The organism is Streptomyces sp. NBC_01717 (assembly GCF_036248255.1).
Taxonomy (GTDB): Bacteria; Actinomycetota; Actinomycetes; order Streptomycetales; family Streptomycetaceae; genus Streptomyces.
The window spans coordinates 2,668,737-2,695,683 of sequence record NZ_CP109178.1 but is presented as its reverse complement, the minus strand read 5'-3'; the positions used below and the strand labels follow the sequence as shown (position 1 = coordinate 2,695,683).

Annotated in this window: 20 protein-coding genes; 15 read left to right on the top strand and 5 right to left on the bottom strand. The window is 71.9% G+C overall.

Translation table 11 applies throughout. The features are described from left to right. Nucleotides 1-504: 504 nt before the first annotated feature. The 3 genes from OHB49_RS12220 to OHB49_RS12210 form a co-directional block, all read right to left on the bottom strand. On the bottom strand, nucleotides 505-3,975 hold the full coding sequence (locus tag OHB49_RS12220; RefSeq protein WP_329160215.1) for a phosphodiester glycosidase family protein: 3,471 nt from the start codon (nucleotides 3,973-3,975) through the stop codon (nucleotides 505-507). A gap of 584 nt (nucleotides 3,976-4,559) precedes the next feature. Next, nucleotides 4,560-6,098 carry an MFS transporter gene (locus OHB49_RS12215; RefSeq protein ID WP_329160213.1) on the bottom strand — a complete coding sequence of 513 codons (1,539 nt, stop codon included), beginning with the start codon at nucleotides 6,096-6,098 and terminating at the stop codon, nucleotides 4,560-4,562. A gap of 254 nt (nucleotides 6,099-6,352) precedes the next feature. Further along, nucleotides 6,353-8,284 (bottom strand): anthranilate synthase family protein, encoded by a 1,932-nt coding sequence (locus OHB49_RS12210; protein WP_329160212.1) that lies wholly within the window; start codon nucleotides 8,282-8,284, stop codon nucleotides 6,353-6,355. Between the two features lie 380 nt (nucleotides 8,285-8,664). Here OHB49_RS12210 and OHB49_RS12205 point away from each other — a divergent pair, with 380 nt between their 5' ends. From OHB49_RS12205 to OHB49_RS12135, 15 genes are all read left to right on the top strand, one after another. Further along, nucleotides 8,665-9,867, top strand: a complete 1,203-nt coding sequence (locus tag OHB49_RS12205; RefSeq protein WP_443079518.1) for a 3-deoxy-7-phosphoheptulonate synthase — start codon at nucleotides 8,665-8,667, stop codon at nucleotides 9,865-9,867. A 16-nt stretch (nucleotides 9,868-9,883) separates the two neighbouring features. Continuing rightward, nucleotides 9,884-10,141 carry an acyl carrier protein gene (locus OHB49_RS12200; protein ID WP_329160211.1) on the top strand — a complete coding sequence of 86 codons (258 nt, stop codon included), beginning with the start codon at nucleotides 9,884-9,886 and terminating at the stop codon, nucleotides 10,139-10,141. Then, a complete protein-coding gene (locus OHB49_RS12195) occupies nucleotides 10,141-11,382 on the top strand; it encodes a beta-ketoacyl synthase N-terminal-like domain-containing protein (RefSeq protein ID WP_329160210.1) in 1,242 nt (413 codons plus the stop codon). Before OHB49_RS12200 ends, OHB49_RS12195 begins: the two co-directional genes overlap by 1 nt. Continuing rightward, entirely contained in the window at nucleotides 11,372-12,340 is a 969-nt protein-coding gene (locus OHB49_RS12190; protein WP_329160209.1) for a beta-ketoacyl synthase N-terminal-like domain-containing protein, read from the top strand. Before OHB49_RS12195 ends, OHB49_RS12190 begins: the two co-directional genes overlap by 11 nt. Then, nucleotides 12,337-13,881, top strand: a complete 1,545-nt coding sequence (locus OHB49_RS12185) for a class I adenylate-forming enzyme family protein (protein ID WP_329160207.1) — start codon at nucleotides 12,337-12,339, stop codon at nucleotides 13,879-13,881. Before OHB49_RS12190 ends, OHB49_RS12185 begins: the two co-directional genes overlap by 4 nt. Beyond that, nucleotides 13,878-15,020, top strand: a complete 1,143-nt coding sequence (locus OHB49_RS12180) for a beta-ketoacyl-[acyl-carrier-protein] synthase family protein (protein ID WP_329160205.1) — start codon at nucleotides 13,878-13,880, stop codon at nucleotides 15,018-15,020. The genes OHB49_RS12185 and OHB49_RS12180 overlap by 4 nt, the downstream gene beginning before the upstream one ends. Next, nucleotides 15,017-15,988: a beta-ketoacyl synthase N-terminal-like domain-containing protein gene (locus tag OHB49_RS12175; protein WP_329160203.1), complete on the top strand. Its 972-nt coding sequence runs from the start codon at nucleotides 15,017-15,019 to the stop codon at nucleotides 15,986-15,988. Before OHB49_RS12180 ends, OHB49_RS12175 begins: the two co-directional genes overlap by 4 nt. Then, nucleotides 15,985-17,304: a beta-ketoacyl-[acyl-carrier-protein] synthase family protein gene (locus OHB49_RS12170; protein WP_329160201.1), complete on the top strand. Its 1,320-nt coding sequence runs from the start codon at nucleotides 15,985-15,987 to the stop codon at nucleotides 17,302-17,304. Before OHB49_RS12175 ends, OHB49_RS12170 begins: the two co-directional genes overlap by 4 nt. Continuing rightward, a complete protein-coding gene (locus tag OHB49_RS12165) occupies nucleotides 17,301-18,284 on the top strand; it encodes a beta-ketoacyl synthase N-terminal-like domain-containing protein (protein ID WP_329160199.1) in 984 nt (327 codons plus the stop codon). Before OHB49_RS12170 ends, OHB49_RS12165 begins: the two co-directional genes overlap by 4 nt. Next, nucleotides 18,284-19,090: an SDR family oxidoreductase gene (locus OHB49_RS12160; RefSeq protein ID WP_329160197.1), complete on the top strand. Its 807-nt coding sequence runs from the start codon at nucleotides 18,284-18,286 to the stop codon at nucleotides 19,088-19,090. The genes OHB49_RS12165 and OHB49_RS12160 overlap by 1 nt, the downstream gene beginning before the upstream one ends. A 64-nt stretch (nucleotides 19,091-19,154) precedes the next feature. Then, nucleotides 19,155-19,409, top strand: coding sequence for an acyl carrier protein (locus OHB49_RS12155; protein ID WP_030979196.1), 255 nt, complete (start codon nucleotides 19,155-19,157; stop codon nucleotides 19,407-19,409). Between the two features lie 178 nt (nucleotides 19,410-19,587). Then, the gene (fabG, locus tag OHB49_RS12150; protein WP_329160195.1) at nucleotides 19,588-20,334 is read left to right on the top strand and encodes a 3-oxoacyl-ACP reductase FabG; all 747 of its coding nucleotides are present in this window, start codon (nucleotides 19,588-19,590) and stop codon (nucleotides 20,332-20,334) included. Between the two features lie 115 nt (nucleotides 20,335-20,449). Next, nucleotides 20,450-21,397: an alpha/beta hydrolase gene (locus tag OHB49_RS12145; protein ID WP_329160194.1), complete on the top strand. Its 948-nt coding sequence runs from the start codon at nucleotides 20,450-20,452 to the stop codon at nucleotides 21,395-21,397. Further along, a complete protein-coding gene (locus OHB49_RS12140; RefSeq protein ID WP_329160192.1) occupies nucleotides 21,394-22,452 on the top strand; it encodes an LLM class F420-dependent oxidoreductase in 1,059 nt (352 codons plus the stop codon). The genes OHB49_RS12145 and OHB49_RS12140 overlap by 4 nt, the downstream gene beginning before the upstream one ends. A gap of 163 nt (nucleotides 22,453-22,615) precedes the next feature. After that, nucleotides 22,616-23,797 carry an NAD(P)/FAD-dependent oxidoreductase gene (locus OHB49_RS12135; protein WP_329160190.1) on the top strand — a complete coding sequence of 394 codons (1,182 nt, stop codon included), beginning with the start codon at nucleotides 22,616-22,618 and terminating at the stop codon, nucleotides 23,795-23,797. Between the two features lie 66 nt (nucleotides 23,798-23,863). Here the strand turns inward: OHB49_RS12135 and OHB49_RS12130 are convergent, their stop codons facing one another. After that, on the bottom strand, nucleotides 23,864-24,286 hold the full coding sequence (locus tag OHB49_RS12130) for an acyl-CoA thioesterase (RefSeq protein WP_329166449.1): 423 nt from the start codon (nucleotides 24,284-24,286) through the stop codon (nucleotides 23,864-23,866). A 25-nt stretch (nucleotides 24,287-24,311) separates the two neighbouring features. Continuing rightward, a complete protein-coding gene (locus OHB49_RS12125) occupies nucleotides 24,312-26,297 on the bottom strand; it encodes a helix-turn-helix transcriptional regulator (protein ID WP_329160188.1) in 1,986 nt (661 codons plus the stop codon). Nucleotides 26,298-26,947 lie beyond the last annotated feature (650 nt).

Genomic DNA, 26,947 nt, shown 5'->3' with positions numbered 1-26,947 from the left:
CCAGCGACTACCGGGGCCGCTGATCCGGTTTCGGGCAGGCCGTCAACAGACTGGTGGGCGACTTCGGCGCTCCAGCGGAGACTCCGTCTTGTGCCGGCCGGGAGCCCGAGGTCTCCGGTCGTTGCGGCGTGGCTGGAGCGGAACCGCCGCTCACCTGCGTTCAGTTCACTGATGTCCGCGCCGACGACGGGCTGCCGTACGGCACGGTCAGTCGCCGCCGAGGAGCGTGCCGGGCCGTGACGCTCGTTCGGCGCTCCGGCTGCCTCACTGGCCGCCCCCGAGGCAGCAAAACCTCGCCTGACCTGTGCTTTCTCCCGTCTCCAATTCCAGCGACATGATTTCGATGACGCATCATGTGGGGTGCGTGGCGATCCTGGAGCCTGCTGAGAAGGGCGCCTGACCTGCGGTTTTGTGTGCGCGCTTGGATCATCGTCCTGATGAGGCGTCAGGTTCCTGACCCCAGGTGCCTCGCCGGAGGCGGCGCACCCGGGGTCAGGTAGGGGGTCAGCGCCCGACCGTGATGGTCCGCTCCGTCGTCCTGCCGTTGACGGTCACGCGCAGGACCGCGGTGCCTGAACGCAGTGCGGTGAGCGTTCCGGAAGCCGGGTCGTAGGAGACGACGGCGGCGCCGCCGCGGTGGTCGTACCCGGTCCCGGTCACCTCCACCCGGGTGCCGGCCCATGTGGCGCTGACCGGCCAGGCCACCGGGACGGTGCGATCGCCGTCCTGGGTGACCGTCGCCGACGCGCGGGACCGGTCGCCGGCCTTGAGGGTTTCCGGCGCGCTGAGGTCCACCGCGTCGGTGCGCACGTGCACCTCTCCACGCAGCCAGGTCTCGGACTCGCGCGTGGGGACGTCGAACGGGTCGTCGATCCGGCCGTTCCGCGGGTCGATGCCCAGCATCGTCCAGCCGGTGAAGCCGCCGTTGTCGGGCGTGCTGGCCGGATTCTTGCCGGAGTTCCCGTTGACCAGGTACGGGACGCCGTCCATCGACGTGGCGGAGAAGGCGCCGACGTGGCCGGAGACGAACGCGGCGGATTTGTGACCCTTGGCCCGGAAATCGGCGAGCCACTGCTCGACGAGTGCGGCCTCCTTGCGGTCGCCCAGCTGGCTGGCCTTGTCCGGCAGCGGGTCCTCGGTGGGGTGGTGCTCGAACACCACGACACCGCTGACGGAACGATCCGTTTCCGCCGCGGCGAGCTGGTCGTGCAGCATCTGGAGCTGGGCGAAGCCGCCGCCACGCAGGGTGCCGCTGGAGGAGTCCAGGGTGATGAAGCGGGTGCCCTCGGCGTCGAAGACGGACGTGGTGTCCCCGAACTCGGCCTTGAAGTTGACCGTGGTGCCGGGGCCCATCACCTCGTGGTTGCCGGGAACGTAGTGCCAGGGGATCTTCCCCCCGGTGCGGGCGTCGAACTCGTCCAGGAGTTTGCGGGCCAGCGTGAAGTCGGCCGTCGAACCCTCGTCGACGAGGTCGCCGTTGATGACCAGCAGATCGGGTTTGGCGTCCGCGATCTCGGCCAGCGTCCGGCGGGCGGCCTGCACCAGCGGGCTCTCCGGGTCACGTGCGACGAACTGGGCGTCGGACATGACCGCCACACGCAGCGGGCGGTCGTCGACGGTGCCGTTGGTGACGACCACCGGGTCGGCGACCTTCGGCTGGACGGGCAGCTCCACGTCAGGGGCGACCTTGACCTTCAGGTCGCTGACGGTGACCTGGCCGGTGTAGGAGCGGGTCGCACTGGTCTCCAGCAGCCGCACCCGCTGGAAGGTCAGTGGGTAGGGGGTGCCGACGGGCACCGGGAAGTCGACCTTCCGCCATCCGGTCCAGTTGATGAGCGGGCCGTCGAGGTTGGCGGTGACACCGGCGGCGGTGCGGTACTGCAGCCGCGGCCACGCGCCGTTGCCGTCGCCGTTGATCCACATGGTGACGGCCTGCGGCTGGCCGGGCAGCTGGATCTGCTGCGGCGGCACGGCGTACTGGCCGCGAGTGGCCGTGGACCGGGTGAAGTCGTACGTCAGCTTCACGCCGGGCGCGCCGTCATGACCTTCGGCCGGGGTGACCGATCCGCCGGGGGCGCGGTCGTTCGCCGAGGTCCAGGAGGCCGCGTCCGACAGGTCCGCGAAGGTCTTCTCGGAGAGACCGACGGTGACGGCCACGTCGGTGGTCATCTTCCCGACGGTGAGGTGCAGCGTCGTGGAGGCGCCGTCGGTCAGGCCGCGTACGGTGAACGTCCCGTCCGTCGCGCTGTCCAGGGCGACCACGCCGTCGCCACCGGTGACCTTGATGTCGGACGCCTCGATGGGGGCGGAGTCACCGAGGGCGTCGTAGCCGGTGACGGTGAGGCGGGCGGTGTCCCCGGCGGCGTCGAGTGCCACCAGCCCGCTGCTCGGCGCGATCCGCACGGCGGGTGCGAGCACGGTCAGCTCGGTTGTGCCCTCCGCCCGGTGACCGCCCGAGGCCGTTATCCGGGTTATGCCGGAGCGCCGGCCGGTGACCACGGCCGTGCCGTCGTTGCCCGCGTCGACCGAGACGCTGCCGTCACCTCGGTGTTCCTCGCGCCAGTGCACGCGCCCAGCGGGCACCGGCGCGTACGTCTCGTCGTGGGCGCGGGCGCGCACGGTGCGGCGAAGTCCGGGGAAGATCTTGTTGGAGCCGTCGGCGGTCAGCGTGGGCAGGACGCGGAATCCGTGCAGGGTGCCGGACCCGGGGGCGGCGAAGAGGCCGAGCCCGTTGGCGACCTCCCGCTCCGAGCCGTCCGAGGGGCTGCTGATGAGGCCGGTCCGGCTCTCGCCGGGCAGCCGGGCGGCCATGGTGGTCGAGCCGCCGCCGTCCATGTTGAGGGCGTTCACGGCGCCGAGGCCCTTCATGAAGGCGCCGAGTTCGTTGAGGTCCATGCCACGGCTGTCGGTCTGTTTGCCGTCGATCGCGACCAGATACATCGTGCGGCCGTCGGCGGAAAAGCCCACGCCGGTCCGTGAGGTGGCGGTGACGGTGTCGCCGTCGGTGTAGTGCTTCACCACGCCGTCCTCGACCAGGACCTGGCCGCCGCCGACCGCGACCGCCACGTCGCCGAAGTCGGCGCGTGGACGGTACGCGACGTCGACGGTGTCGCCCGGTATGAGACCGGCCAGCGCGTCGGCGCCGGCCTCCCGGCCGAGCAGCACGCTGGTGCCCGCCGGTACCTGCTTGCTGCTGACGGAGGTGTGCACCTCGGTGACCTTGCCGTCCCGCAGCCAGACCTCGGTGATCCGGTCGGCGCCGCTGACCGGCTTGGTGCGCGGCGATGCGCCCCACTGGTCGGTGAACAGGCCGATGCCGTCAGAGGCCAGAGTGGGAGAGTTGACACCGGAGAGTCTCAGGGGCTGACCGCCGCCGATCGTGACCTCGCCCTGCAGGAACACCTGGGCGAGCCTGCCGAGTCCGTCCGCGCCGATGGCGACGGCCTGATTTCGCCCCTCGGTGGGCGAGTTGATGAGGCCGTCCTCGCGTGACACCGCCGCGCCGATCGGGGCCTCGGTGTCGTTCATGTCGAAGTAGTCGCCGTTGATCGCGGCGATCGCCCCCGTGTGCTCGGCCTGCTCGGTCACGCGGGACTTGCCGGTGACCGTCCCGGAGGAGATGTAGTCCACCTTCAGCCGCTTCTCGGCGAGGTTCGCGACGAGCACCTGCCCGCGCACCCAGCCGTCGGTCTCGAAGCGGTCGAAGTGGGTCAGGTTGAGCCCCGGTGCGATCGGCGTGCGGGTCTCACGGGTGATGATGGACTGACCGGGGGCGCTGGGGATCAGGCCCTGGACGGGGGCACCGGGCTTGGGCGTACCGGTGGTCACCGGCATCAGGTGCTCGGGGGCGAGCGCCTGGGCGGTCGTCATCATCCCGGCGCCGATGCTGAGGGCGGTGGCCAGGGCCAGGACGACAGCGCCGCGCCGTGCGGCGGAACGCGGCCGCGGGAGGGCGAGGTCATGGGGGAGCGGCACTTGGTGACTTCCTTCTGTACGAAATGTCAAGGTCGTCGCACAGTTGACGCGCCGTTGGCCACGCCGTGCCGAGAAGCGAGTGATTTTTGAGGAAGCTGTCTGTGAACAATCAAGTGATCCACCACCGCCGGCGGCGGGGGTCGAGTATGAGGCCTGCCTGGGAGTGCGAGGCGCACTGCGTAGGCGGCGGCCCATGCTCCAGGCCCGTGCTCGAATGACCCAGGAAGCCGGCCGCTCCGGACTGTCAGCCACGCCCGGTACGGGCCGGCCTCCTCGGATGCGCGTTGATCTGATGGAGACGGCTCGTGTCATTGCGTCAGCAGGATCACGGTGACCGATCAGGGCGCCCGGCATCCGGTGGTCGTACGAGGGCAGCTGACGTTCCTCGCGGTCGGCGCGCGTGCGGACGGGGCGGGCCTCGAAGAACCGTGCTGCACGCGGACGAGGACGGGGTCGTCCTGCTGCCCGGAGCGTGAAGCGGAGGGCGGGGCTTCGCGGCCCTCTTGCCGAGGGCGGATTCATCAAGGAGTTTCTGAGGCGCGCCTGAGCAGGTCGCCCGGAGCGCGCCGACGTCCGCGCCCCAGCTATCGCTGTCCCGAATTGCGCCGGGCCCGGTGCCGGGGACCCGGCGTCGGACGGATCCCTTCGGGAGCCTGGGCGCCCGGGCCTGCGGGCCCTACGACCTTGTGGTGCGGGACGGCCTCGATCCGCAGGCCGGTGAGAGCGATGAGGGCGACCAGTGCGAAGGCGGTGGCGCCGAGGGCGAAGGAGAGCGTGTACTGGCCCTCGGCGGGCACCGCGGGCGTACCGGGGGGAAGACCGGTCAGCAGGCGGGCGCTCAGCAGCGCGGTGATCACGGCGCTGCCCAGCGAACTGCCCAGGGACCGGGCGATCGAGTTGATGCCGTTCGCGATGCCGCTCTGATGGACGGGAACGCCCGCCACGATGAACGCGGGCAGCGTGGCGAAGCCGAAGCTGACCGCGATGCCGGTGAGCAGCCCCGCCGCCACGACACCCCCGGGACTGCCGTGGCTGACGGCCAGCCAGCCGAAGCCCAGGACACCCGACCCGGCCCCGGCGGCCAGGGTGACGCGGGCGCCGATCCGCCGGACCAGCACACCGCCGAACTGTGCGGCGATCAACGACGCGACGGTGCCGGGCAGCAGATAGACCACAGCGGCATCGAGCACCGACGCCGAGAAGCCGTACCCCGCGATCCGGTGGGGCGTCTGCACCAAGTACGAGATGCCGATGAACTGGGTGAACATGCCGAACCCCAGCAGCACCCCGGCGAGGTTGGTGAAGACCACCGGCCGCAGGGCGAACATGCGCATGTCCACCAGAGGTTGGCGCACCCGGCGTTCGACGACCGCCCACACGGCGGTCAGTACCGCCGCGCCCCCCAGCAGCCCCAGGCAGCGCGCCGAGGTCCAACCCCATGTACCGCCCTGAGAGATGGGCAGCAGGAGCAGGACCAGCGCGCCGGCGAGTGTCGTCGCTCCCAGCCAGTCCGTACGGCCGCCGGTGGAGGAGGGCGACGGCGGGACGGCGATCGCCACGGTGGCCAGCGCGATCAGGGACAGTACGGTCGCCAGCCAGAACACCCGGTGGTAGTCCGGGTGCGGGCCCTGGGTGAGCAGCCCCGCGCCGACCAGGGCGAGACCGCTGCCGAACGCCAGGGTCCCGCTGACCAGCCCCATCGCCCCCGGCAGCCGCCGCGCGGGCAGTTCGTCGCGCAGTACCGACAGCGCGAGCGGGAAGATCGCCGTCGAAGCTCCCTGCATCGCGCGGGCGACGAGCAGCAGTGGCAGCGAGCTGGTGGTGGCTGCCAGCGCGGACCCGACGACGGTCACTCCCAGCACGCACAGGAGTACGGGTCGCTTCCCGCGCATGTCGCCCAGGCGGCCGAGCAGCGGGGTGAACACGGCGGCGGACAGCAGCGTCGAGGTGGCCAGCCAGCTCGTACTCGAGGAGGACAGCGACAGGTCCTTCTGGACCACGGTCAGGATCGGGACGACCAGGGTCTGCATCATCGACACGATCATGGCCGAGAGGCCCAGCGCGAGGACGAGACCGCGTCCACCGGACTCCGCCGTGGCCGGGCGCCTGTGGGTGAGTGACATCAAGTGCGCTTTCGGGTGAGGTCTGCGACGTGAACTGGAGGGCGGGACCCCTTCGCGGAACGCGCCGGGGCAGCGGCGCGTGGCGGGGGAGCGGCGGGACGGGACCGGTGCCGGGCGCCCACCACGGCGGCGTGGAATGCGTCCGCCCGCGCGGTGGATCCGTGGCGGAGACGAGGGCCGTGGCACGCGGCCGCCCGCGCGCCGGGATCGCGGCGGGGGACGGGAGTCGTGCCGGGCATCGACCCGTTCTCCGGTCAGCCCGTCGCGCGGACAGGGGCGGGCAGCAGCGCCGACAGGTCGTCGGCGAGGATGCGCAGTCCGTCCTCGGACAGGAGCGACTCCGGGTGGAACTGTGTCGAGCGCAGCCGTTCGCCGCGCAGCGCGTGGACCTCGCCGCTGTCCGGGTCCCGGCTGACATCGATGCCCTCGGGGACCTGAGGGGCGCTGAAGCGGTCGGCGGGGGAGAGGGCCGCGTAGGTGTTGTAGAAGCCGAGCCTGGCCGGGCGGCCGAACAGGTCGATCCGCCGCTGGACCCCCTGGTTGGGCGGGTTCTTGCGGATCAGGTCGAGCCCGAGTTCCGCGCAGAGCACCTGGTGTCCGAGGCAGACCGCCAGCAACGGCCGCCGCGCGGCCAGCAGTTCGCGGACGGTGCGGCGCAGGGCGGCGATCTTCGGGTGGTTCTGCTCGCGCGGGTCGCCGGGGCCGGGGCCCACGATCACGAGGTCGTCGTCGGCCGTTTCGTACGAGTCGTCGAAGCGCCGGACGGTGACGCGCAGGCCCAGGGCGAGGAGTTGGTGGGCGAGCATCGCGGTGAAGGTGTCCTCGCCGTCGATCAGCAGGACCCGCCGGCCGGCCAGCACCTCCCGGTGGCCGCGGTGCGCCTCCTTGTCGAACGGGTCCAGCCAGAACCGGGCGAGGGTCCGGTTGCGGTCCGCCAGGGAACTGAGGACTCCGGGGTCCGCGGCGAGCGCGGGGCCTTCGGCCGATCCCTTCTGGACGCCGCCGTGCAGGGCCTGGAGCACCGCCGCCGCCTTGGCACGGGTCTCGGCGACCTCGGAGCCGGGGTCGGAGTGGCGCACCAGTGTCGCGCCCACGCCGATCCGTAGCCGGGAGCGCGCGTCGATGTCGGCGCAGCGGATGAGTACCGCGGAGTCCATCCGCCTGGTGCCGACCTCGTCCCGGCCGATCACGGCGAGCACCCCGCTGTAGTAGGCGCGGCCGTCGGTCTCGTACCGGTTGATGACCCGGCAGGCGTTCTCCAGCGGGCTGCCCGTGACGGTGGGCACGAACATCGTCTCGCGCAGGATCTCGCCCACCTCCAGCGTGGTGCGCCCGCTGAGGTGGTACTCGGTGTGGGCCAGCCGCGTCATCTCCCGCAGGTACGGTCCCTCCGTCCGGACCCCGGGTTCGCAGATGCGCGCCATCATCTTCAGCTCTTCGTCGACGACCATGTACAGCTCGTCGGTCTCCTTGGGGTCCGCGAGGAAGCGGAGCGTCTCGGGGACGGTGGGGCCGTCGGCGGGGTAGCGGTAGGTGCCGCTGATCGGGGTCATGGTGACGGTGCCGTCGTTCAGTGCGACGTGCCGCTCGGGGGTGGCGCCCACCAGAGTGCGCGTCCCCGTGTGCACGAGGAAGGTCCAGTACGCACCGGCCTCACCGGCCAGCAGGCGACGGAACACCGTCAACGCGGCCTCGGTGGGAGGTCCCTGGACCGTGGCGACGAAGGAGCGCTTGATCACGAAGTTCGCGCCCTCGCCGCGCCCGATCTCCTCGCCCATGATCTTGCGGACGATCGTCTCGTACTCGGCGTCGTCGGTGTCGAAGCCGGCGTCGGCCAGCTCGAAGGGCCGGTCGGGGACGGTGGCGAGCGTCTCCTCGACGCTCAGCCTGGTCTGCTCGACCACCGTCATGGCGAGCAGCGGAGTGCCGTCGTCCTGGTGCGCGTAACCGCGCTCCGCTATCTGACGGTACGGAACCAGCACCACCAGGTCGTGGCGGCCGTCGGCGCTGTGCGACGGCGGGCCCGAGGGCAGCGGCAGGTCGCCCAGCCCCGGAACCTCTGTGACGTCACCGAGCAGGAGCTCGACGTCGTCGTGGCCCGCGGAATGCGGTCGGTGGAGCAGGGCGAACGGCGGTGCACCGGGACTCAACAGGGCATGCAGACGTGCCGTATTCGTCTCACTCACGAGAACTCCCCAGAAACTCGCACGGTACAGGTCATGACTGCCACCTCTTGTCCTGCTTTTCTTTCCCTGGCTTCTCCTGCGTTTCGATCAGCCTGACAGTCGGGCGGGTGTGCGGGCCACTACTCACATGCGCCGCGGTCTGCGGTCGACGAGTAGGTTGTCAACCGCTCCCGGCTACTCACATGGGTAGTCCTCAGGGGCTTCCGCACGGCTACAGTCGAAATCGGCTGGCTGCGCCGAACTCGGCCGTTCTCGCCGGAAATTCGGCCGTAGCGCTCGGCCGGTTTCGCCGTCATCCGGCAGTAACCAGCCGGACATTCGCGATTCACGCTTGCGCCTATTCCAAGGAAGCCGACAGGGGATACGGGGATCGAACCTTTATGAACGTCGCCATCAACTGGGCCGGACTCACCGAATCCCATTCCGCACTCACCGAGGACGAGATGCGGTCCTGGCGGCTGCTGCCGTCCCGTCAGCAGCCCGCCTGGACCGACGACTGGCTCGTCACCGGCATCAGGAGGGACCTCGCCTGCCTGCCGGAACTTGTGGACGCCGACGAGATCCACGCGCTGCGCTCGGCCCTGGCCGACGTCGCGGCCGGCCGCCGGCAGGTCGTCCAGGCGGGCGACTGCGCCGAGGACCCGGCCGAGTGCACGCCCGCCCACCTGGGCAGGAAGACCGGTCTGCTGGACGCTCTTGCCGGAGTGATGCAGATCGGTTCCGGACTGCCTGTGCTGCGGGTGGGCCGCTTCGCCGGCCAGTTCGCCAAGCCCCGGTCCGGCCCGACCGAGGTCGTCGACGGCGTGGAACTTCCGGTCTTCCGCGGGCATCTGGTCAACGGCCCGAAGGAGACCGAGGAGGACCGCAGGCCCGATCCGCTGCGCATGCTCGCCTGTCACGAGGCCGCGACCACCGCCATGACCTACCTGCGCAAGCAGCAGGAGATCACCAGGGTGCCGGTGTGGACCAGCCACGAGGCACTGGTCATGGACTACGAGCTGCCGCAACTGCGCCGCGGCTCCGAGGGCGACATGCTGCTGACGTCCACCCACTGGCCGTGGATCGGCGACCGCACCCGCCAGCTCGACGGCTCGCATGTCCGCATGCTGGCCGCGGTCTCCAATCCGGTCGCCTGCAAGGTCGGTCCCAGCATGACGGAGGAGGAACTCCTGCGGCTGTGCGCGCTCCTGGACCCGGCGCGCAGGCCGGGGCGGCTGACGCTCATCTCTCGGATGGGAGCCGGAGAGGCGGCCCGCCGTCTGCCCGCACTGGCTGCCCGGGTGCGAGAGGCAGGGCACCCGGTGGTCTGGCTGTGCGACCCGATGCACGGCAACACCGTACGAGCCACCAACGGCCGCAAGACGCGGCTGCTGAGCTCCGTCACCCAGGAGATCTGCGAATTTCAGGCGGCCCTGCGCGAAATCGGCGTGTTTCCGGGTGGACTTCACCTGGAGACCACCCCCGACAAGGTTTCCGAATGCGTCGCCGACACGTCGGAACTCACCAGCTGCGACGGCCGCTCCACCACGCTGTGCGATCCCCGACTGAACGCGGAACAAGCAATTGCCGCCGTTGCGAACTAGAATTGAGGGACGGTCAATGTCCGATGTGCAGAGCATTGCCGCTCTCGACCGTGTGCGTGGCATCGTCGCGGAAATCCTGGAGATCGACATCGAAAGCGTGGAACCGGACGCGAGTTTCTACGACGACCTGGCGGCTGATTCCCTGGAGAAGGTCGAAATCGCCGTGCGGGTGGAGCGGGAATTCGCGATCTCGGTCAGTCCCGACGAGGCGGCCGAAATGAAGTCGGCGTCGGCCGTGCTGGCACTGCTGCGCGACAAGGGAAAGGTGGTCTGATGGCGACTGCCGTCGAGTGCCCCCCCGGGCGCGCCGGCATCGTGGTGACGGGGGTCGGCGCGGTGTCGCCGGCCGGACTCGGTCACCGGGCGCTGTGGGACGCCGTTCGCGGGGGCCGGGTGACGACGGGACCCGTCACCCGCTTCGACACCTCCCGCCATCCCTCGCACCGCGCCGGGGAAATCCCCCGGTCCACGCTGTCCCGGCTCGACTCCCTCGTGCCGCCGCACCGCTCGCTCGCCGCACGCTGCCTGGCCGCCGCCGCGGCGGAAGCGGCACATGGCGCGGGGCTCACCCGCACCGGGGACCGCGCCCGTACCGGCGTCTTCGCGGGGACGGTCATGGGCACCAGGCCGGTCCTGGACCACGGCATCACCTCCGCCGGACTGACGGCCGAGGGCACCGACTGGGCCGAGCCGGGACGGCTGCTCGACCTGGTGCCCGAGGTCGTACCCGTTGACGGGCCCATGGTGCTGCTGGCCTCCGGTTGCTCCGTCGGCGGCGACGCCGTGGCATGCGGAGCCGCCGCGATCTCCGAGGGAGAGGTGGACGTCGCGATCTGCGGTGGGGCCGAGGAGCTCTCCCAGGAGGTGTTCGCCATGTTCACCTCGCTGCGGGCGCTCGCCCCCGACGTCGCCCGCCCCTTCGACGGCGACCGGCTCGGCATGCAGCCCGCCGAGGGCGCCGCCGTCCTGATCCTGGAGAGCGCCGAGCACTGCGCCGCACGCGGCGGCCTGCCGCTGGCCGTCCTCCTGGCGCACGGTGCTGCAGCCGACGCGTACCACCTCACCCGGCCGCGGCCGACCGGTGACGCCCTCGTCGAGGCGATCGGCACCTGTCTGCGGGACGCGGGCCGTGCACCCGAGGAGATCGACTGGGTGTGCGCGCACGGCACCGGCACCCTCGCGAGCGACGGCGTCGAGGCGCGGGCGATCGTCTCCGCCCTCGGCGGACCCGGGCGGCGCAGGCCCGCCGTGTCCTCGCTCAAGGGCATGCTCGGCCACACCCAGGGCGCGGCTGGAGTGCTCGAAGCGGTGGTGGCGGTGCTCGCGATGGCCGCAGGACACCTTCCGGGCAACGCCACCCTCCGCCGGCCCGACCCGGCCTGCGCCGGCCTGGACCTGGTGCCGCCGCGGGGTCGCGAGGCCGCGGTAGCCACCGTGCTCAGCCTCGCCTTCGGGCTGGGCGGCGGGGTGTCCGCGCTCCTGCTCGGCGCGGCCGGGGGCGACGATGAAGTCTGAGACCGTACGTACCGTCCTGCGCGCCCCCGCGCGGCAGACCGTGGTGGCTGTAGGCGGGCTCGGCGTCCGACTCCCGGGAGCGGCGGGACTGTCCGGTCTGCTCGTCCCGTCCGCCCTCCGTCGCTTCGCGCACGAGGCACCGGAGCACGAGCACGCGCTCGCCGCCGCCACCGACGCCATAGCAGCCGCGTCCACCCGCACACCCGGGGCGCCGGGAGCGGGCGGCAGCACCGCCACCGTGTGGGCCTCGTCCACCGCGGGCCTGGCCGCCTACGCGCAGACCTGCGCCGACATCCCGGAGTTCGGGCCAGGACGGGTCTCCCCACGGCGCACCGCGCACTCCGCGTTCACCGCGCCCGTGACGGCGGTGTCCGTGCGCTTCGGCCTCGACGGGCCGTACCTGAACGTGACCGGGGAGCAGGACGCGGGCGCCCACGCCGTCACCGAAGCCGTACGGATGCTGACCCGGGGCCGGTGCGAGCGCGTCGTGGTCGGAGGCTCGGCGGACACGTCCACGTGGCGGTCCTGCCCCGGCGGCGACCCGGCGGAGGGCGCGCTGTGTGCGGTGCTCCAGCGGCACGCCCCGTACGGCGGGGGAGCGACTGTCGGGCCGGTCCTCAGGGCCCGTACGGCCCGAAACGGCATCGACGCCTTCGTCCGCTCCTGCCTGGAACGACTGGACGGGCCGCCGGACCACCTGGTCCTGTCCGCGCCCGCGACAGACACCCGCGCCGCGGGCGCCCTGGCCCTGCTGTGTGCCGCGCCGCTGCTGCGGGTCGAGGAGCGGTTGGGCGACCTGGGGGCCGCCGGGGGCGTCGCCGCGATGGTCACCGCGGTCGCCCTGACGGCCGCCCCCGGCCCTCTGGAACAACCGGGCCCGCGCGTCCTCGCGCTGGCTCTCGGCAGCGGCAACGCCGTCGCCGTGGAAGTGACGTCCCGAAGGAAAGGTCCGCGATGAAACTGGTGGAACTACTGGTGGGCAAGCACGTGTCGGCAGGCGCGGGGGACCGCGTCAGCCATGTGGACCCCGACGTCGGCGAGGTGACCTACGCGCAGCTCCACGACGCCATGGCCGGCTACGCGGGGGCCCTGCGCGAGCGCGGGGTGCCCGCGGGCACCCGGGCTCTGGTGGTGGCCGACGACTCGGTGGCGACCACCGCTGCGATCCTGGGCCTGTGGTGGCACGGCTGTGTGCCCGTGCCGGTCAGCCCTGCGCTGTCCGACCCCGAACTGCGCTTCATGGCCGCCGACAGCGAGGCCGGGTTCGCGCACTTCGACGTACCGAACGCCGCCCGGCGGGAGCTGGGCGCGGACATCGACCGGCTGCCGCACACCACGGGTGACGAGGTCCGCACGATCTTCAGGAGCGACATCGAGTCTCAGGCGTACGCCCCCGAAGCGGCGGCCGAGGAGGCCGACTGGGCCGCCGGGCAGCCCGCTCTGATCCAGTACACCTCGGGCAGCACCGGATCGCCCAAGGGCGTGCTGCACGCCGCCACCGGCATCGAGGCCGTCGCCGCTTCGGTCGGCTCACTGCTCGGGCTCGGCCCCGACGACGTGGTGCTCTCCACCGCCAAGGTGTCCTTCGGGTACGGCTTCGGGAACTCCGTCATCCTGCCGCTCGCCGCCGGCGCCCGCACCGTGGTGCTGCGCGGCGGTGTCGACGCGCACGCGGTCCACAGCGCGCTGCACCGCCACCGGCCGACCGTGCTGTTCTCCGTACCCAGGATGTACGTCGCCCTGCTCGCCCTGGCCGCCGGCCACGGCACCGAGGCGACCGCCTCGCTGCGGCTGGCCGCCACCGCGGGCGAACACTGCCCGGCCGCGCTGGCCGAACGGGTGCGCGAGACGTTCGGCGTGCCGCTCGTCAACGGCCTGGGCGCCACCGAGGCCCTGCACTTCGTCGTCGCCACCCCGCCCGCGGCCATCACCGCGGGGGCCACAGGTCTCCCGGTCCCGGGCACCACCGCGACCGTCCGGGGTGAGGACGGCGGACCGGTCCCGGAAGGAACGGAGGGCAGGCTGCACGTGGCCGGGCCGTCCGTGGCGCTCGGCTACCTCAACCGGACCGAGGCCACCCGCCGCACCTTCGCCGACGGGGGCGTGTACACCGGCGACATCGTCCGCCGCGACGACGCGGGCGAGCTCTGGTACCTGTGCCGCGCCGACGACCTGCTGAACATGGGCGGCTACAAGGTGGCTCCCGGCGAGATCGAGGCGGTCGTGCGCGAGGCCGACGAGGTGGCGGAGTGCGCGGTCGTGGCCGTGAGCGACGAGAACGGACTCGACCAGGCGGTGGCCTACGCCGTCCCCGTGCCGGGCGCCGACCCCAGCGTCGTCCGCAAGGCGATCCTCGCCCTTCTCCGCACCCGCCTGGCGGCCTTCAAACGCCCGGCAAGGGTCGAGGTGATCGACGTACTGCCCACCACGTCCACGGGAAAGCTGGCCCGCAACCGGTTGCGGGAGTCGGCGGGCCGGGAAGCAGTGGTCGACCGATGAGCTGGGACATCACGGGCCTCGGGGCCGTGGCGAGCATCGGCGACAACCCGCGCGCCGTCTACGACGCGCTGTGCGCGGGCCGCAGCGGCCTCACCGACCTGCACTCCTTCGACGGGGACAAGTACCGGGCGAAGCAGGCGTACGAGATCGACGACCGCGGCCCGGACGGCGTCGACCGCCCGCTGCGCGCCACCCGGTGGCTGGAGACCGCGGTCGAACAGGCCCTCACCGACGCCGGTCTGGACACCGCGGTCGACGACATCCCGGTCCTCGTCGGGACGACGCTGCGGGAACAGCGCTCGGCCGAGCTGTGGTGGCGCGACGGCGCACCGCTGACCGTGCGGGACCTGCATTTCGGCAGTGCGCTGCGGGACCGGTTCGGCACGGCGCGGAGCTACACGTTCGCCAACGCCTGCGCCGCCACGCTGTACACGCTGGGCATGGCCACCGACATGATCGAGCTCGGACTGGCCGACACCGTGGTGGTGGCGGGCACCGACTCGATCACGGAGAGCGCCTTCGGGACGCTCGACCGTGTACAGAACGAGACGCCGCGCGCACTGCGGCCGTTCGACCGGGCCCGCGCGGGCATGCTGATGGGCGAGGGCTCGGTCGCCGTCGTCGTCCAGCGAACGGGGGCCGCCCGCAGGGGAGTTCACGCCGTCGTCCGCGGCGTCAGCATGAACTGCGACGCCGCACACCCCACCGCCCCCGACCCGACGACCATTTCCTGGGCCATCAGGGACGCGCACCGGAGGGCCGGGCTCAAGGCCGACGAGATCGACCTGGTGATGCTGCACGGCAGCGGCACCCAGCTCAACGACTCGGCCGAGGCGACCGCGGTGTCCGGCGTCTTCGAAGGCGCCGGCGTCGGCCCCCTGCTCACCGCCGTCAAGTCCATGACCGGACACACTCTGGGCGGCTCCGGACTGCTCAGCCTGATCACCGCGGCCTTCGCCCTGCGGCACGGCGTCGTCCCGCCCGTACTGGGCCTGACCGACCCGATCGAAGAGGCGGCCGGACTGCGCCTGGTCCGCGACAGGGCCGCCACCGCCCGACTGTCCACCGCACAGATCAACGCGTTCGGCTTCGGCGGCATCAACGCCGTGGCCGTCCTGGAGAAGGGGGACCGCCCGTGACCGCGCGCCACGAAGCGGGTGCGGCGAAAGCCGTCGTGATCACCGGAGTGGGCATCGCCATCCCCGGCCTGACGGAAGCCGCCGACCTTCTCTGCCCGGACGCCCCCGACGGGGGATTCGACCCGGCCACCGGCCTCAAGGGCAGGGCGATGCGGCACAAGGACCGTGCCTCGCGCCTCGCTCTGCGCGCCGTCGGCCCCGCACTGCGCCAGGCAGGCCTGCTGTCCGACGACGGTGAGACGTACACCGGACCCGGCGACACCACGGCCGTGGTGATCTCCTCCAACCTCGGCAACCTCGACAGCGTCTGCGACTTCGTCGAGACCATCACCGAACACACGGTCACCGGACTGAGCCCGCTCGGCCTGCCGCACACCTCGTCCAATGTGATCGCGGGCTGGATCGCCATCCGGTACGGGATGCGCGGGCCCAACCTCACCGTGTGCAACGGGGCGACGAGCGGGGCCGACGCGCTGTACTGGGCGCGCAACCTGCTCGCCGTGCGCAGGGCCGAGACGGTCGTCGTCATCGGGGTCGAGCCGCACACCGAGCCCGCCGCCAGGCTGCTGGAGGACGGCTCGGGCCGCGGCGTGCTCGACGGGGCGGCGGCGCTGGTCCTGGAGTCCGCCGAGCGGGTCGCCGAACGCGGCGCCCGCCCCCTGGCCATGCTGTCCCGCACCGTGCGGGCCGCCGACTCCGCGACGGCCCTCGCCCAGGCGCTGCACGAGGGCGCGCCCGCCGCGGGACTGTGGCTCGGCTCGGCCGAGGACGCCGGAGCGGCCTCCGCGGTGGACCTCACCACACGGCTCGGCCACTGCTCGGGAGCGCTCGGCGTCGTCCAGGCCGCGGCGGGCGTCGCCCACCTCGCCGCGGGCGGCCCCGGCCCCGTACTGGCCACCAGCGGCGGGGGAGAGACGGACGACGCGGCTGCCGCACTGGTGCTGACCGGAGCCGGTGAGGCGGCGTGAGCGCCCAAGGAGCAACCGGCCGCCGGGTGGTCGTCACCGGCCTCGGGGCGATCTCCTGTCTGGGCTCGGGCGTGCCCGCCTTCTGGCAGGGTCTGACCTCAGGAGGGGGCGCACCCCGGCCCGTGACCGACCCGGACGCCCGTATGGCCAACCGGCTGATGTACCTGGTGCCCGCGGCCGACGTACCCGACGGGCCCGAGCGGCACGCCCACGTGGAGCTCGCCGCGGGACCCCGCATGGCGATCGCCGCCGCCCACGAAGCGGTGGCGGACGCCGGGCTGGACGACGCGCAGTGCGAACGGCTCTCCGTCGTACTGGGCGTGGAGATGGGCAACGCCGGCCGGCACGAGGCCCGGCGGGCGGCCGAGCACGGCGCACCGATCCGCCGGGCCGTCGGCAAGTGGTCCCCGATGACGGTGACCTCCGCCGCGGTCTCGGCCGCGATCGGTGCCACGGGCGGCAGCACCAGCGTCGGCAACGCCTGTGCGGCCAGCGGCTACGCGGCGGCGATCGCTGCGGACATGATCCGGGCCGGGGAGACGGACATGGTCCTCACCGGCGGTGCGGAGGGCCCGACCCGTGTGGGCATGGGCGTCTTCAACCGCATCGGCGCGGCCGACCCGGTCGCCTGCCGGCCCTTCGACACCGACCGGCAGGGCACCCTCTTCGGCGACGGCGCGGCGATGCTGGTGCTGGAGTCGGCCGAGCACGCCGAGGCCCGTGGGGCGACGGTGTACGCGGAACTGTCCGCCGCCGCGTTCAGCTGCGACGCCCACCACCCCACCGCCCCCGACCCCGGCGGCACCCAGGCCGTGCGCGGCATGCGCCGGGCCCTGGCCGACGCGGGTCTGCGGCCCGACGACGTCGGGGGCGTGGTGCCGCACGGCACGGGCACCCCGCTCAACGACGTCGTGGAGAGCGAGGCGCTGCGCGAGGTGTTCGGCGAACTCTGCGACGAGCTCCCCCTGTTCAGCCTCAAGGCCATGATCGGGCACACGGCGGGAGTCGCCGGCGCGTTCGGCGTGCTGACAGCGGCGCTGATGCTGCACCACGGGCGCGTCCCGGCCAACGCGCCCGTCACCGCGCAGGACCCGCGGTGCGCGGTGTGGTTGCCGCAGGACCGGCCGGTGCCGCTCACCGCGTCCGCCGTACTGGTCAACGCCTACGCTTTCGGCGGCAACAACGTCTCGCTCGTCCTGTCGGGTGTGCCAGGAGCCGGATCCGAGCGCGAACACCAGGGCACGGCGGGGCGGGCGGCCACCCCGCGTCACGATCCCGTACACCAGGACACGGGCACGCGGGGAGCCGCCGCATGAGCGCTCTCGACGTGCTCGGGGTGGGCGTCTGCCTGCCCGGCACCGACAAGCCCACCGAGGCCCTGTCCCCGGCCGTCACCGACACCCCTGGCCCCGGCTGGCTCGACGTGGCCGCCGCGCTGCCGGGCCGCGGCTACAAGCGGCTGCCCTCGGCCTGCCAGTACCTGCTTGCCGCCACCGGGAACGCTCTGGCGGACGCGGACGGAGCACTGTCCGCCGTCCCCGCCGAACGCCGTGGCGTCGTCGTGGGCACGGACAACGCGGGCATGGCCCTGCTGGACGAGCAGGACCGCACGATCATCGGTCAAGGCGCGGACGCCATCGCCCCGCTGACCGCGCCGTACTTCGCGATGAGCCTGTTCGCGTCCCGGTTGGCCACGGAGCATCAGGTCAACGGCTTCACGCTCACCGTCAACTCGCCGCGCACGGCCGCCCTGGACGCGCTCGGCGCCGGTGCCAGGGCACTCGCCGCCGACCGGGCCGACGTGCTCGTCGTCGGAGCGACCGAGGAATCGCTGCCCGTCGGCGAACCGGGCGCCGACGGCAGTGACACCGGAGCCGTCGCGCTGGTCTGCGCCCGCGCAGGCGGTCCGCCCCCGGCGTCCTCGTACGGCACCGTGCGGGTGCGCGACGCCTTCCTGGAGCCGGGCACCCGTTCCTGCCGCGCGCTGGAGAACGCCTGGCGCGCCCTGACCGACGACGCGGACAGGCCCTTACGGGTCGACGCGGTCGTCGACGACTCGCCCGTCGGCGAGGCCGTCAAGGCCTGGCTCGGCCACCGGTGTGCGGACCTCACGGTCTCACCGGCCGGCGCCGGAGCACTCACCCCGCTGCGCCACCTCGCGGCCGCACTCGCCGCCCGGGACGGCCACAGCAGGATCGTCGTGACGGCCGCGGCGGAGGGCAACGTGGCGTTCGCCCGGCTGGACGCCTCCGCGCACGTCCCCCTCATCCACCCCCAGCAGAACGGGAGCCGATAATGATCACAGAAATCCAGGGGTCCTGGTCCCTCGTCCTGGGCGTCTCCAGCGGTTTCGGCCGGGCCGTCGCCAGGGCGCTCGCCGAACGCGGCGGCAACGTCATCGGTGTGCACTTCGACACCGCCGACGGTGCGGAGGCCGCCGCCAAGTTCGCCGACGAACTCCGGGACACCGGAGTGTCCGCGCACTTCTTCAACCTCAACGCGGCGAGCGCGAGCACCCGCAGGGAGGTGGTCGGCCAGGCCGTCGAACTCGCCGGCGACAAGGGCGTCCGCATCCTGCTGCACTCGCTGGCGTTCGGCACGCTGCTGCCGTTCGTGCCCTCGCAGGAGAGGCCGCAGGACCAGGAGACGGTCAACTCCCGGCAGTTGGCGATGACCCTCGACGTCATGGCCAACAGCCTCGTCTACTGGACCCAGGACCTGCTCGCCGCAGGCCTGCTCCGACGCGGCGCGAAGATCTACGGAATGACCAGCGCGGGCAGCACCCAGGTCCTGGACAGCTACGGTCCCGTCTCCGCCGCCAAGGCGGCCCTGGAGGCCCATCTGCGCCAGCTGGCAGCCGAATTGGCGCCACGCGGCATCGCGGCCAACGCCCTGCGTGCGGGCACCACGCTCACGCCGGCCCTGGAGAAGATCCCGCACAGCGCCGCGTATGCCGAGGTGTGCCGGGCCCGCAACCCGCACAAGCGGCTCACCGAGCCCGAGGACGTCGCCGAGGCGATCGTCCTGCTGTCGATGTCCGACTCGTCGTGGCTCACCGGCAACGTCATCGGCATCGACGGCGGCGAAATCCTCACCGCCTGACCCCCCTTCACCACCGCACGCCACTCGCAACGCCCAGTAGATCCGTACGGAAGGAAGTCACCACATGTCCGAGAACACCGCCGTCGCCGTCGACACCGAGGAACTGCGCTCGCTCGTCGCCGACGCACTGGAGCTCCCCGTCGAAGAGGTCACCGACGAGGCGCACTTCGTCGACGACCTCCAGGTCGACTCGCTCATGGCCTTGGAGATCGTCGTCAACCTGGAGAAGAAGTACGGCATCAAGGTCGCCGAGTCCGACTTCAAACAGGTCTCCAACCTGCTCCAGGTGCGCGCGCTGGTCGACTCGAAGCTCAAGTAGTCGTCGTACGGATGCTCAAGCAGGCGCCGTACGACCGGTGTTCGCGGGGCCCCGCGCCCGTCGCAGGGCCCCGCGCATCCGGTCCGTGCCACCTACCGGCCCGGACAACTGTGCTTGACGCCGCTCCGAAGCAACGCCCCCGAAAGACCGACCCGCAAGCCCACCGAAAGGCAGCAACATGTCAGATGGCGCACGACCGGTCGCCCTCGTCACCGGCGGCTCCCGCGGGATAGGACGGGCCGTGGTCACCCGGCTCGCCCGCGACGGCTTCGACGTGGCGCTCTGCTACCGCTCCGACACCGGCGCGGCCGAGCAGGTCGCCAAGGAGGCCACAGCGCTCGGCGCGCGGGTCCTCACCCAGTCGCTGGACGTCGCGGACCCGGCCGCGGCTCGCGAGTTCGTCAACCGGACCGAGGAGGATCTCGGCCCGCTGGACGCCGTGGTCACCAGCGCGGGCATCGTGCGCGACAACCCGCTCGTCCTGATGGACGACGACCAGTGGCGCGACGTCATCTCCACCAACCTCGACGGCACTTACACCATCTGCCGTGCCTCGGTCTTCTCCTTCATGAAGCGGCGCACCGGCACCATCGTGACCATGTCGTCCGTGGCGGGCGTGCACGGCAACGCGACCCAGAGCAACTACGCGGCGTCCAAGGCCGGCATCATCGGCTTCTCCCGCTCCCTCGCCAGAGAGGTCGGCAAGTACGGCATCCGCGTCAACTCCGTCGCGCCCGGCCTCATCGAGACCGACATGACGGCCGACATGTCCGACGCCGTCAAGAAGCAGATCCTGGGCAAGGTCCCACTGGGCCGCTTCGGGGCGGCCGACGAGGTCGCCGACCTGGTCTCCTTCCTGGTGTCGCCGCGGGCCGCGTACATCAGCGGCCAGGTGCTCGGCATCGACGGAGGTCTGGTGGTGTGAGCGGCATCATCGGTACGAACCGCCGCACGCGTCGCGACGACGCCCGCCGGACGCCCGTGGCGGGGAACCGGACGCACGGACCGGGGAGCCGGAGGCCAGGATCCGGGAAATGGACATGAGCAACCGGCCGGCCGCGCTGCTCACGGCGCCGCTCGACGCAATGCGCACCGCGTACACCGCGTTCCATCCGCCCAGGCCCGAACGCCGCCGCCGACCCGAGCAGTTCGGGCTCAGGGCGCAGGAGGTGACCATCCCCGCGGGCAGGGGCGGCCGAACGCTCGCCGGCTGGCTCTGCCGGGGCGAGCGTACGGACCGCGTGGTGCTGCTCGGCCACGGGCTCGGCCTGGACAAGTCCCGCAGCCTGCCCTACGCCCGCTATCTGCACAGGGCCGGACACACGGTGCTGCTGTTCGACTACCGCAACCACGGCGACAGCTTCCAGGACCGCGGATTCGCCGGCTTCGGGCGGAAGTTCGGGCAGGACACCGTCGCCGCTGCCCGGTACGTGACCACCCTGCCGGAGCACGCCGGCGCACGGCTCGTCCTGTACGGCTTCTCGCTCTCCTCGTTCGCGATGCTGCGCGCGCTGCAGAAGCTGCACCCGGTCGTCGACGCGGTGGTCTGCGACAGCGGGCCCGCCTGCGACCCCCCGGCGATCTCTCCCAACCTGCTGCGCGAGGGTCTGCTCCCGCTGCCGGAGCGGACCCGCGGCGGAAGGGCCGGGGCGGTCGCCGAGCGGTCCTTCGAGCTGTTCAACCACCTCACCATCGGCGGCGCCGACTGGCCGCCCGCCCCGGCCGCGCCCGGATACGCCACCACCCCGATGCTGTTCATCGGCGGCGGTGCGGACGCCGTGGTGCCCGCCGACGAGATTCTGCGGCTTGCCCGCCGCTACCCGCACGCCCGGACCCTCGTGCTCCCCGACGCCCGCCACCTGCGCGGCCTGTGGGCCGACAAGGAGCGTTACACCTCGACCGTCCTGGAATTCCTGGACCGTGCCTGCGCCCGGACCGGGAACGACCCGGAGGCGGTCGTCGATCCGAACAGGACGGTGCACCGATGAGACTCGGACTGAACCTGCGCTACCTCGGCAACCTCGGCGCGGGCGCCGACCCGAGGACCTCCGCTAGGTACGTACAGGAGGCGGAGCGGCTCGACTACGCGGTGGCCTGGACCGCCGAGGCCTTCAGTTCGGACGCGGTGTCCCTGCTCGGCTACCTCGCCGCGCAGACCAGCCGCATCGAACTCGGCACGGCCGCGATGCAGATCCCGGCCCGCAGCCCCGCGATGACCGCGATGACCGCCACCACCCTCGACATCCTCTCCGAGGGCCGCTTCCGGCTCGGCCTGGGCGTCTCGGGGCCTCAGGTCGCCGAGGGCTGGCACGGCGCGCGCTTCGACAGGCCGCTGGCGCGCACCCGCGAGTACCTGGACATCGTCCGCATGGCACTGCGCAGAGAGGACGTCGTCTACGACGGCGCGCACTACCGGCTCCCGTTGCCCGACGGACCGGGCAAGCCGCTGCGCCTCGGCACCCGGCCGCGCCGCAAGGACGTGCCGGTCTACCTGGCGGCGGTCGGGCCGCGCAACGTGGAGCTGGCCGGGGAGATCGCCGACGGCTGGCTGTCCGTGTTCTTCCAGCCCGAGACCGTCGCCGAGCACCTGCCGCTGTTGCGGGCCGGGCGGGCGAGGACGGGCCGGGACCTGACAGGGTTCGACGTCGTCTCCTCGATGCCCGCGGTCGTCGGCGACGACGTCGCGGACTGTGCCGACCGCGTCCGCGTGTACACCGCGCACTACCTGGGCGGCATGGGCTCCCGCAAGGAGAACTTCTACAACCGTCTCGCCGCCCGCATGGGCTATCCGGACGCCGCACAGCGCGTCCAGGAGCTGTACCTGGACGGCCGCCCGCGTGAGGCAGCCGCGGCGATCCCCCAGCAGTTCCTGGAACGGACCTGTCTGCTGGGCCCCGTCGAGCGCATCGCCGACACCCTGCGGGAGCACGCGGGGGCGGGAGTCACCACGCTCTCCGCAATGATCTTCCCCGTCGACGCGGAGGACGGCCTGCGGACCCTGCGCGCACTCGCCGACGCGCTGAAGAAGGCGGGCGTGGGTTGACCGTCCCTACCCCCGGACGTCACCCGGCGCCCGTACCCGCCCGGGCACCGCGCGCTGCGTCCCGCGACGCAGCCGTCCCGCCCCGGACCTCAGCCGTCCCCCGGACCTCAGCCCCCGGACTCAGCCCCCGGACCTCCGATCCCAGGAAAGGCACGGTCGCCCCGTGTACGACGTCATAGTGGTGGGAGCGCGGGCCGCCGGTTCCCCGACAGCGATGCTCTTCGCCCGCGCCGGATACCGCGTGCTGCTGCTGGACCGCATCCGCCACCCCCGCGACACCCTCTCGACCCTCTACATCCATCAGCCAGGCGTCGCCCACCTGAACCGCTGGGGCGTGCTCGACACGGTCGCCGCCACCGGTTGCCCGCCGCTCGACCACGCCCGCCACCAGGTCAAGGACGTGGTGCTCGAAGGCTGTTCGTGGCCCGCCGACGGCGTCACAGCCGCGTACGCCCCGCGCCGCTACCTGCTGGACCGCATCCTCACCGACGAGGCGGTCGCGTCCGGCGCGGAGTTCCGCGAACAGTCCACAGTCGACGAGCTGGTGTTCGAGGAAGACCGGGTGGTCGGCGTCCGCTACCGCTCGGGCCGGCGGCAGTTCGAGGAGCGGGCCCGTCTCGTGGTGGGTGCGGACGGGATGCGCTCCAAGGTCGCCGAACTCGCCGGTGCCCGAACCGAGTTGGAGGATCCCATCCTGACCTGCGCGTACTACTCGTTCTGGTCGGGAATCGACACCGGCTTCGAGGTGTACGAGAGCACCCGCAAGTGGGCCGGATTCGTCCCCACCAACGACGGCCTGACCCTGGTCGGCACCTACTTCCCGATGGCGGACTACGACCGGGTGCGCGCGGACGCCCGTACCGCCTACCTGGAGAACATCTTCGCGATCACACCCGTACTGGCCGACCGGATGGCAGGCGCGACGCAGGAGGACCGGCTCTTCGGCACCGGGGACCAGCGCAACTTCTTCCGCCAGGCCGCCGGCCCCGGCTGGGCGCTGGTGGGGGACGCGGGCCACCACAAGGACTCGCTCACCGGCAAGGGCATCACCGACGCCTTCCGGCAGGCGACCGCACTCGTCGAGTCCGTCGGCGACGGGCTGCGGGATGAGCCCAGGCTGGACAAGTCGCTGCGCCGGTACGGCGAGCGGCGGGACGACCTGGTCATGGACGGATACCGGGACACCCTGGCCGCGGCCGAGTTGCGGCCGGGCCGTCGGCTGCCGCTGATGCGCGCCATCGTGGACGACTCGCAGATGACCGCGCGGTTCTTCTCCACCATCTCCGGAGTGCTGCCCTCCAACGAGCTGATGACACCGGAACTGAGGGAACGCGTCGGGGTGTGACGCGACGCGCCGGTCCCCCCGCGAGGAGAAGCGAGGAGACCGGCGCCGCCCGGGGCGGCAGCGCGGTCAGAGCCCGGCCACTGCCGGATTGGCCGCCACCGAGCGGAAGCACTCCCGGGGATCGGAGACGAGCCTGCGAGCGTCCAGGTCGAGGATGCCGCCCACGTTGAAGACCTCCGCCACGAGTGTGCCGTCGGCCCTGGTCATGGTCTGCTCCACCCGGAAGCTCTTGCCCTCGCTGAAGACGAAGACGCAGTTGATGTCCACCTCGTCACCGGCGACCACCTCACGGTGGTACCTGATGGTCGTCTCCAGGTTGACCGGACTCACGCCCTTCTTCAGCAGGTCCCCCTGGTTGATCCCGGCCGCGCGCAGCAGTTCCCAGCGCGCGTGCTCTGCGTGCTGGAGGTACACGTTCCCATTGAGGTGTCCCTGCGCGTCGGTCTCGTAGACGCGAACGGTGACCCGGACCGTGAACGGCTTGGCCATGTTCTTCCTTTCTGCGGTGCGCATTTCATGCGCTGTGGGTGATGTGGCGGGCGACTTCCACCCGTGAGTCGATGCCGAGCTTCCGGAAGATCGCCCTGAGGTGGTAGTTGACGGTGTGCGGAGACAGGCTGACCCGCCGTGCGACCTGGCGGTTGGTCAGCCCGTCGCTGACCAGGTGGGCGATGGACCGCTCGGTCTCCGTGAGCGCCTCCCAGCCCGCGGTGGCGGCCCTGCCCTGGCGGGGAGCGTTCGTGACGGGCGTCCCGTGCTCCTCCATGAAGGCCCGGATACGCTCGATGTCGCCCTGCGAACCGATCTGTACGAAGCGCTGCAGCGCGGACCGGAGCGCGGCGGCGCCGAGAGCGCCGTTCTTCTCCTCCCGCGCGCTCAGCAGTATCCCCAGGTCCTCCTCGGCGAGCGCCCCCGCGCACGGGCTGACGTGCTCGCGCGCGGCCTGGCGCAGGGCCTCGGAGTCCCGCTCCAGCAACCCCCTGGCATGCAGGGCGGCGACGGCCAGGGTGGGGCGCCCGGGGTTGGCAGCCGCGAACCTTTCGGCGGCCGTCACCACGGTCGACGCGAGCGGCATGTCGTCCGCCGCCAGAGCGAGCCTGACGAACCAGGCCGCAGCCGCCGCCTCCTCCACGAACAGCTGGGGAGAGGTGAGGAGATGGGCGTACGTGGTGGTCAGCAGTTCCGCCGTGCGCCGCGCGCCGAGCTGCGCGGTGGCCACCAGACACTCCCCCCAATCGAAGTGGATCGAGGGGAAGACCGTGCTGTCGGCGCCGACAGCGGCCCGGCAGCGCCACGCGTAGTCGGCGGCCGACGCCAGGTCGCCGCGGCGCAGCGCGACCAGGATCAGCACCGCCTGCCCGACCGGTACGACCCAGCCGCCGCCGGTCTTCGCCGCGACCTCCAGCCCGGTCCGGGCGGAGTCCTGGGCCTCCTGGAGCCGGCTGGACTGGAGCAGCAGCATGGCCCTGGCGATCGACGGCGTCGCCGTGTGCGGTTGGCCAAGCGCCTCGGCCTCCGTCCGGGCCGTGCGGATGAGCCCCTCGGCCTCGTCGAAGCGGCCGATGTCGGACAGCTTGGTGGCCAGCGCCAGCCTGACGTACGGGGACCACATCGGCGGGGTGGCCGGGCCCAGGCACTGGACGGCGCGCTGCCCCCATCTGAGCCCCTCGGCGAGGTTCCCCACGGCCCATTCCAGGTTGGACATGACGACGGTGGCCGTCACCGCGTCGGCCTCGTCGTCGCGGCCCTGGTGGGCGGCGAGCATCGCCCGCGCACGGGTGGTGGCGCGCTGCACACCGTCGGCGAAGAGGGAGACCGTGTTGCGGGTGATCCGGTCGGCCCGGTCCGCGAGCGGTGCGTCAGCGGTCCCGGTGAGCTCCACGTCGGCGTAGTGGGCCTGCAGTACGGCGGTCAGGCCGGCTCGCAACTCATCGGCGAGCCCCAACGGCAGGGGTTCGGTGCGGGTGCTGCGGGCCATCAGCAGGGCGGGCAGCAGCCGGTGGACGATCCCGGGTTCCGTGGACGACGCCGGCAGGGGGGCCGACGCAGGCAGCGGGGCGGGCGCGTCCGTGGACCCCGGCACCGGCGTGCCGGCCGGACGGCCGCCGGTGACCAGGAACTCCGGCGGCATCGGCACCTGGAGACAATGCTGCCTGCGCAGGGCGCTCACGTCCTGCCGCAGTGCCTGCCGGACCGCGGCGGGCAGCGCGTCGGCGATGGAACGCCGCACCAGCTCGTGCTGGAAAACCGTCTGCTCGCCCGGACAGATCAGCAAGCCTGAGGCGATGGTCTCGTTCAGCGCGGGAAGCATCGATGCCGTGGTCTCCCGCAGCATCGAGGCGACCTCGACGACCATGAAGGACCCGCCGACCGCCGCGGCCACCTGGACGAGCTGGCGGGCCTTGTCCGAGAGCGAGTCCAGCCAGTGCTGCGCGAGGTCGCGCACCCGTCGTGGAATGCGTTCGTCCAACAGCCGGGCCCGCTCGTGGGAAATCTCCACAGAACCCTCTTCGCGTAACCCCTGGACAAGTTCCACGATCAGGAGGGGATTTCCTCCAGCGCCGGAGATCATGGCGGTGAGCTTCGGGTCGGGAGCAGCGCCCATGACGTCGGCGGCGAGTTCCGTGGAAGTGGCTTCGGAAAGCCTGCCGAGCTCTATTCGATGGCACCCGGCGAATTCACTGGAAAGGCGACGCATCGATGGGTTCTGTAATCCAGTGCGAAGCCCGATCATCCGAATGAGGGGAGCCGTCCGGGAATTTTTTGGGGGCTCGTAGTGCGCCAGGGACGCCACTGCCTCGGACAATTCTTCGGGCGCGTTGTGCAGGTTGTCCACCACGACCAGCCGGGGCTTGGAGCTCACTGCGGCGGAGTCGAGCACCGCCATGAGGGACGCGGCCTCATGGCGTCCCGCCGGTCCACCGGCAGCGGGGTTCAAGAACGAGGAGACGGCGAAGTCGAGTCGCTCGGCGGCCCGTTGGGACTCCAGCAGCAGCCTGGTCTTACCTGTTCCTGGCGGCCCCTGGACGATGAGAGTGCCGCTGTACCCCGCAGAACCGCCGCCGAGTAATTTCGCTATTCGATCTATTTCTGTTTTCCGGCCGAAAGTCTGAATTAATTCAGTACGTTCCGTCATGGTGCCTCAGGCTT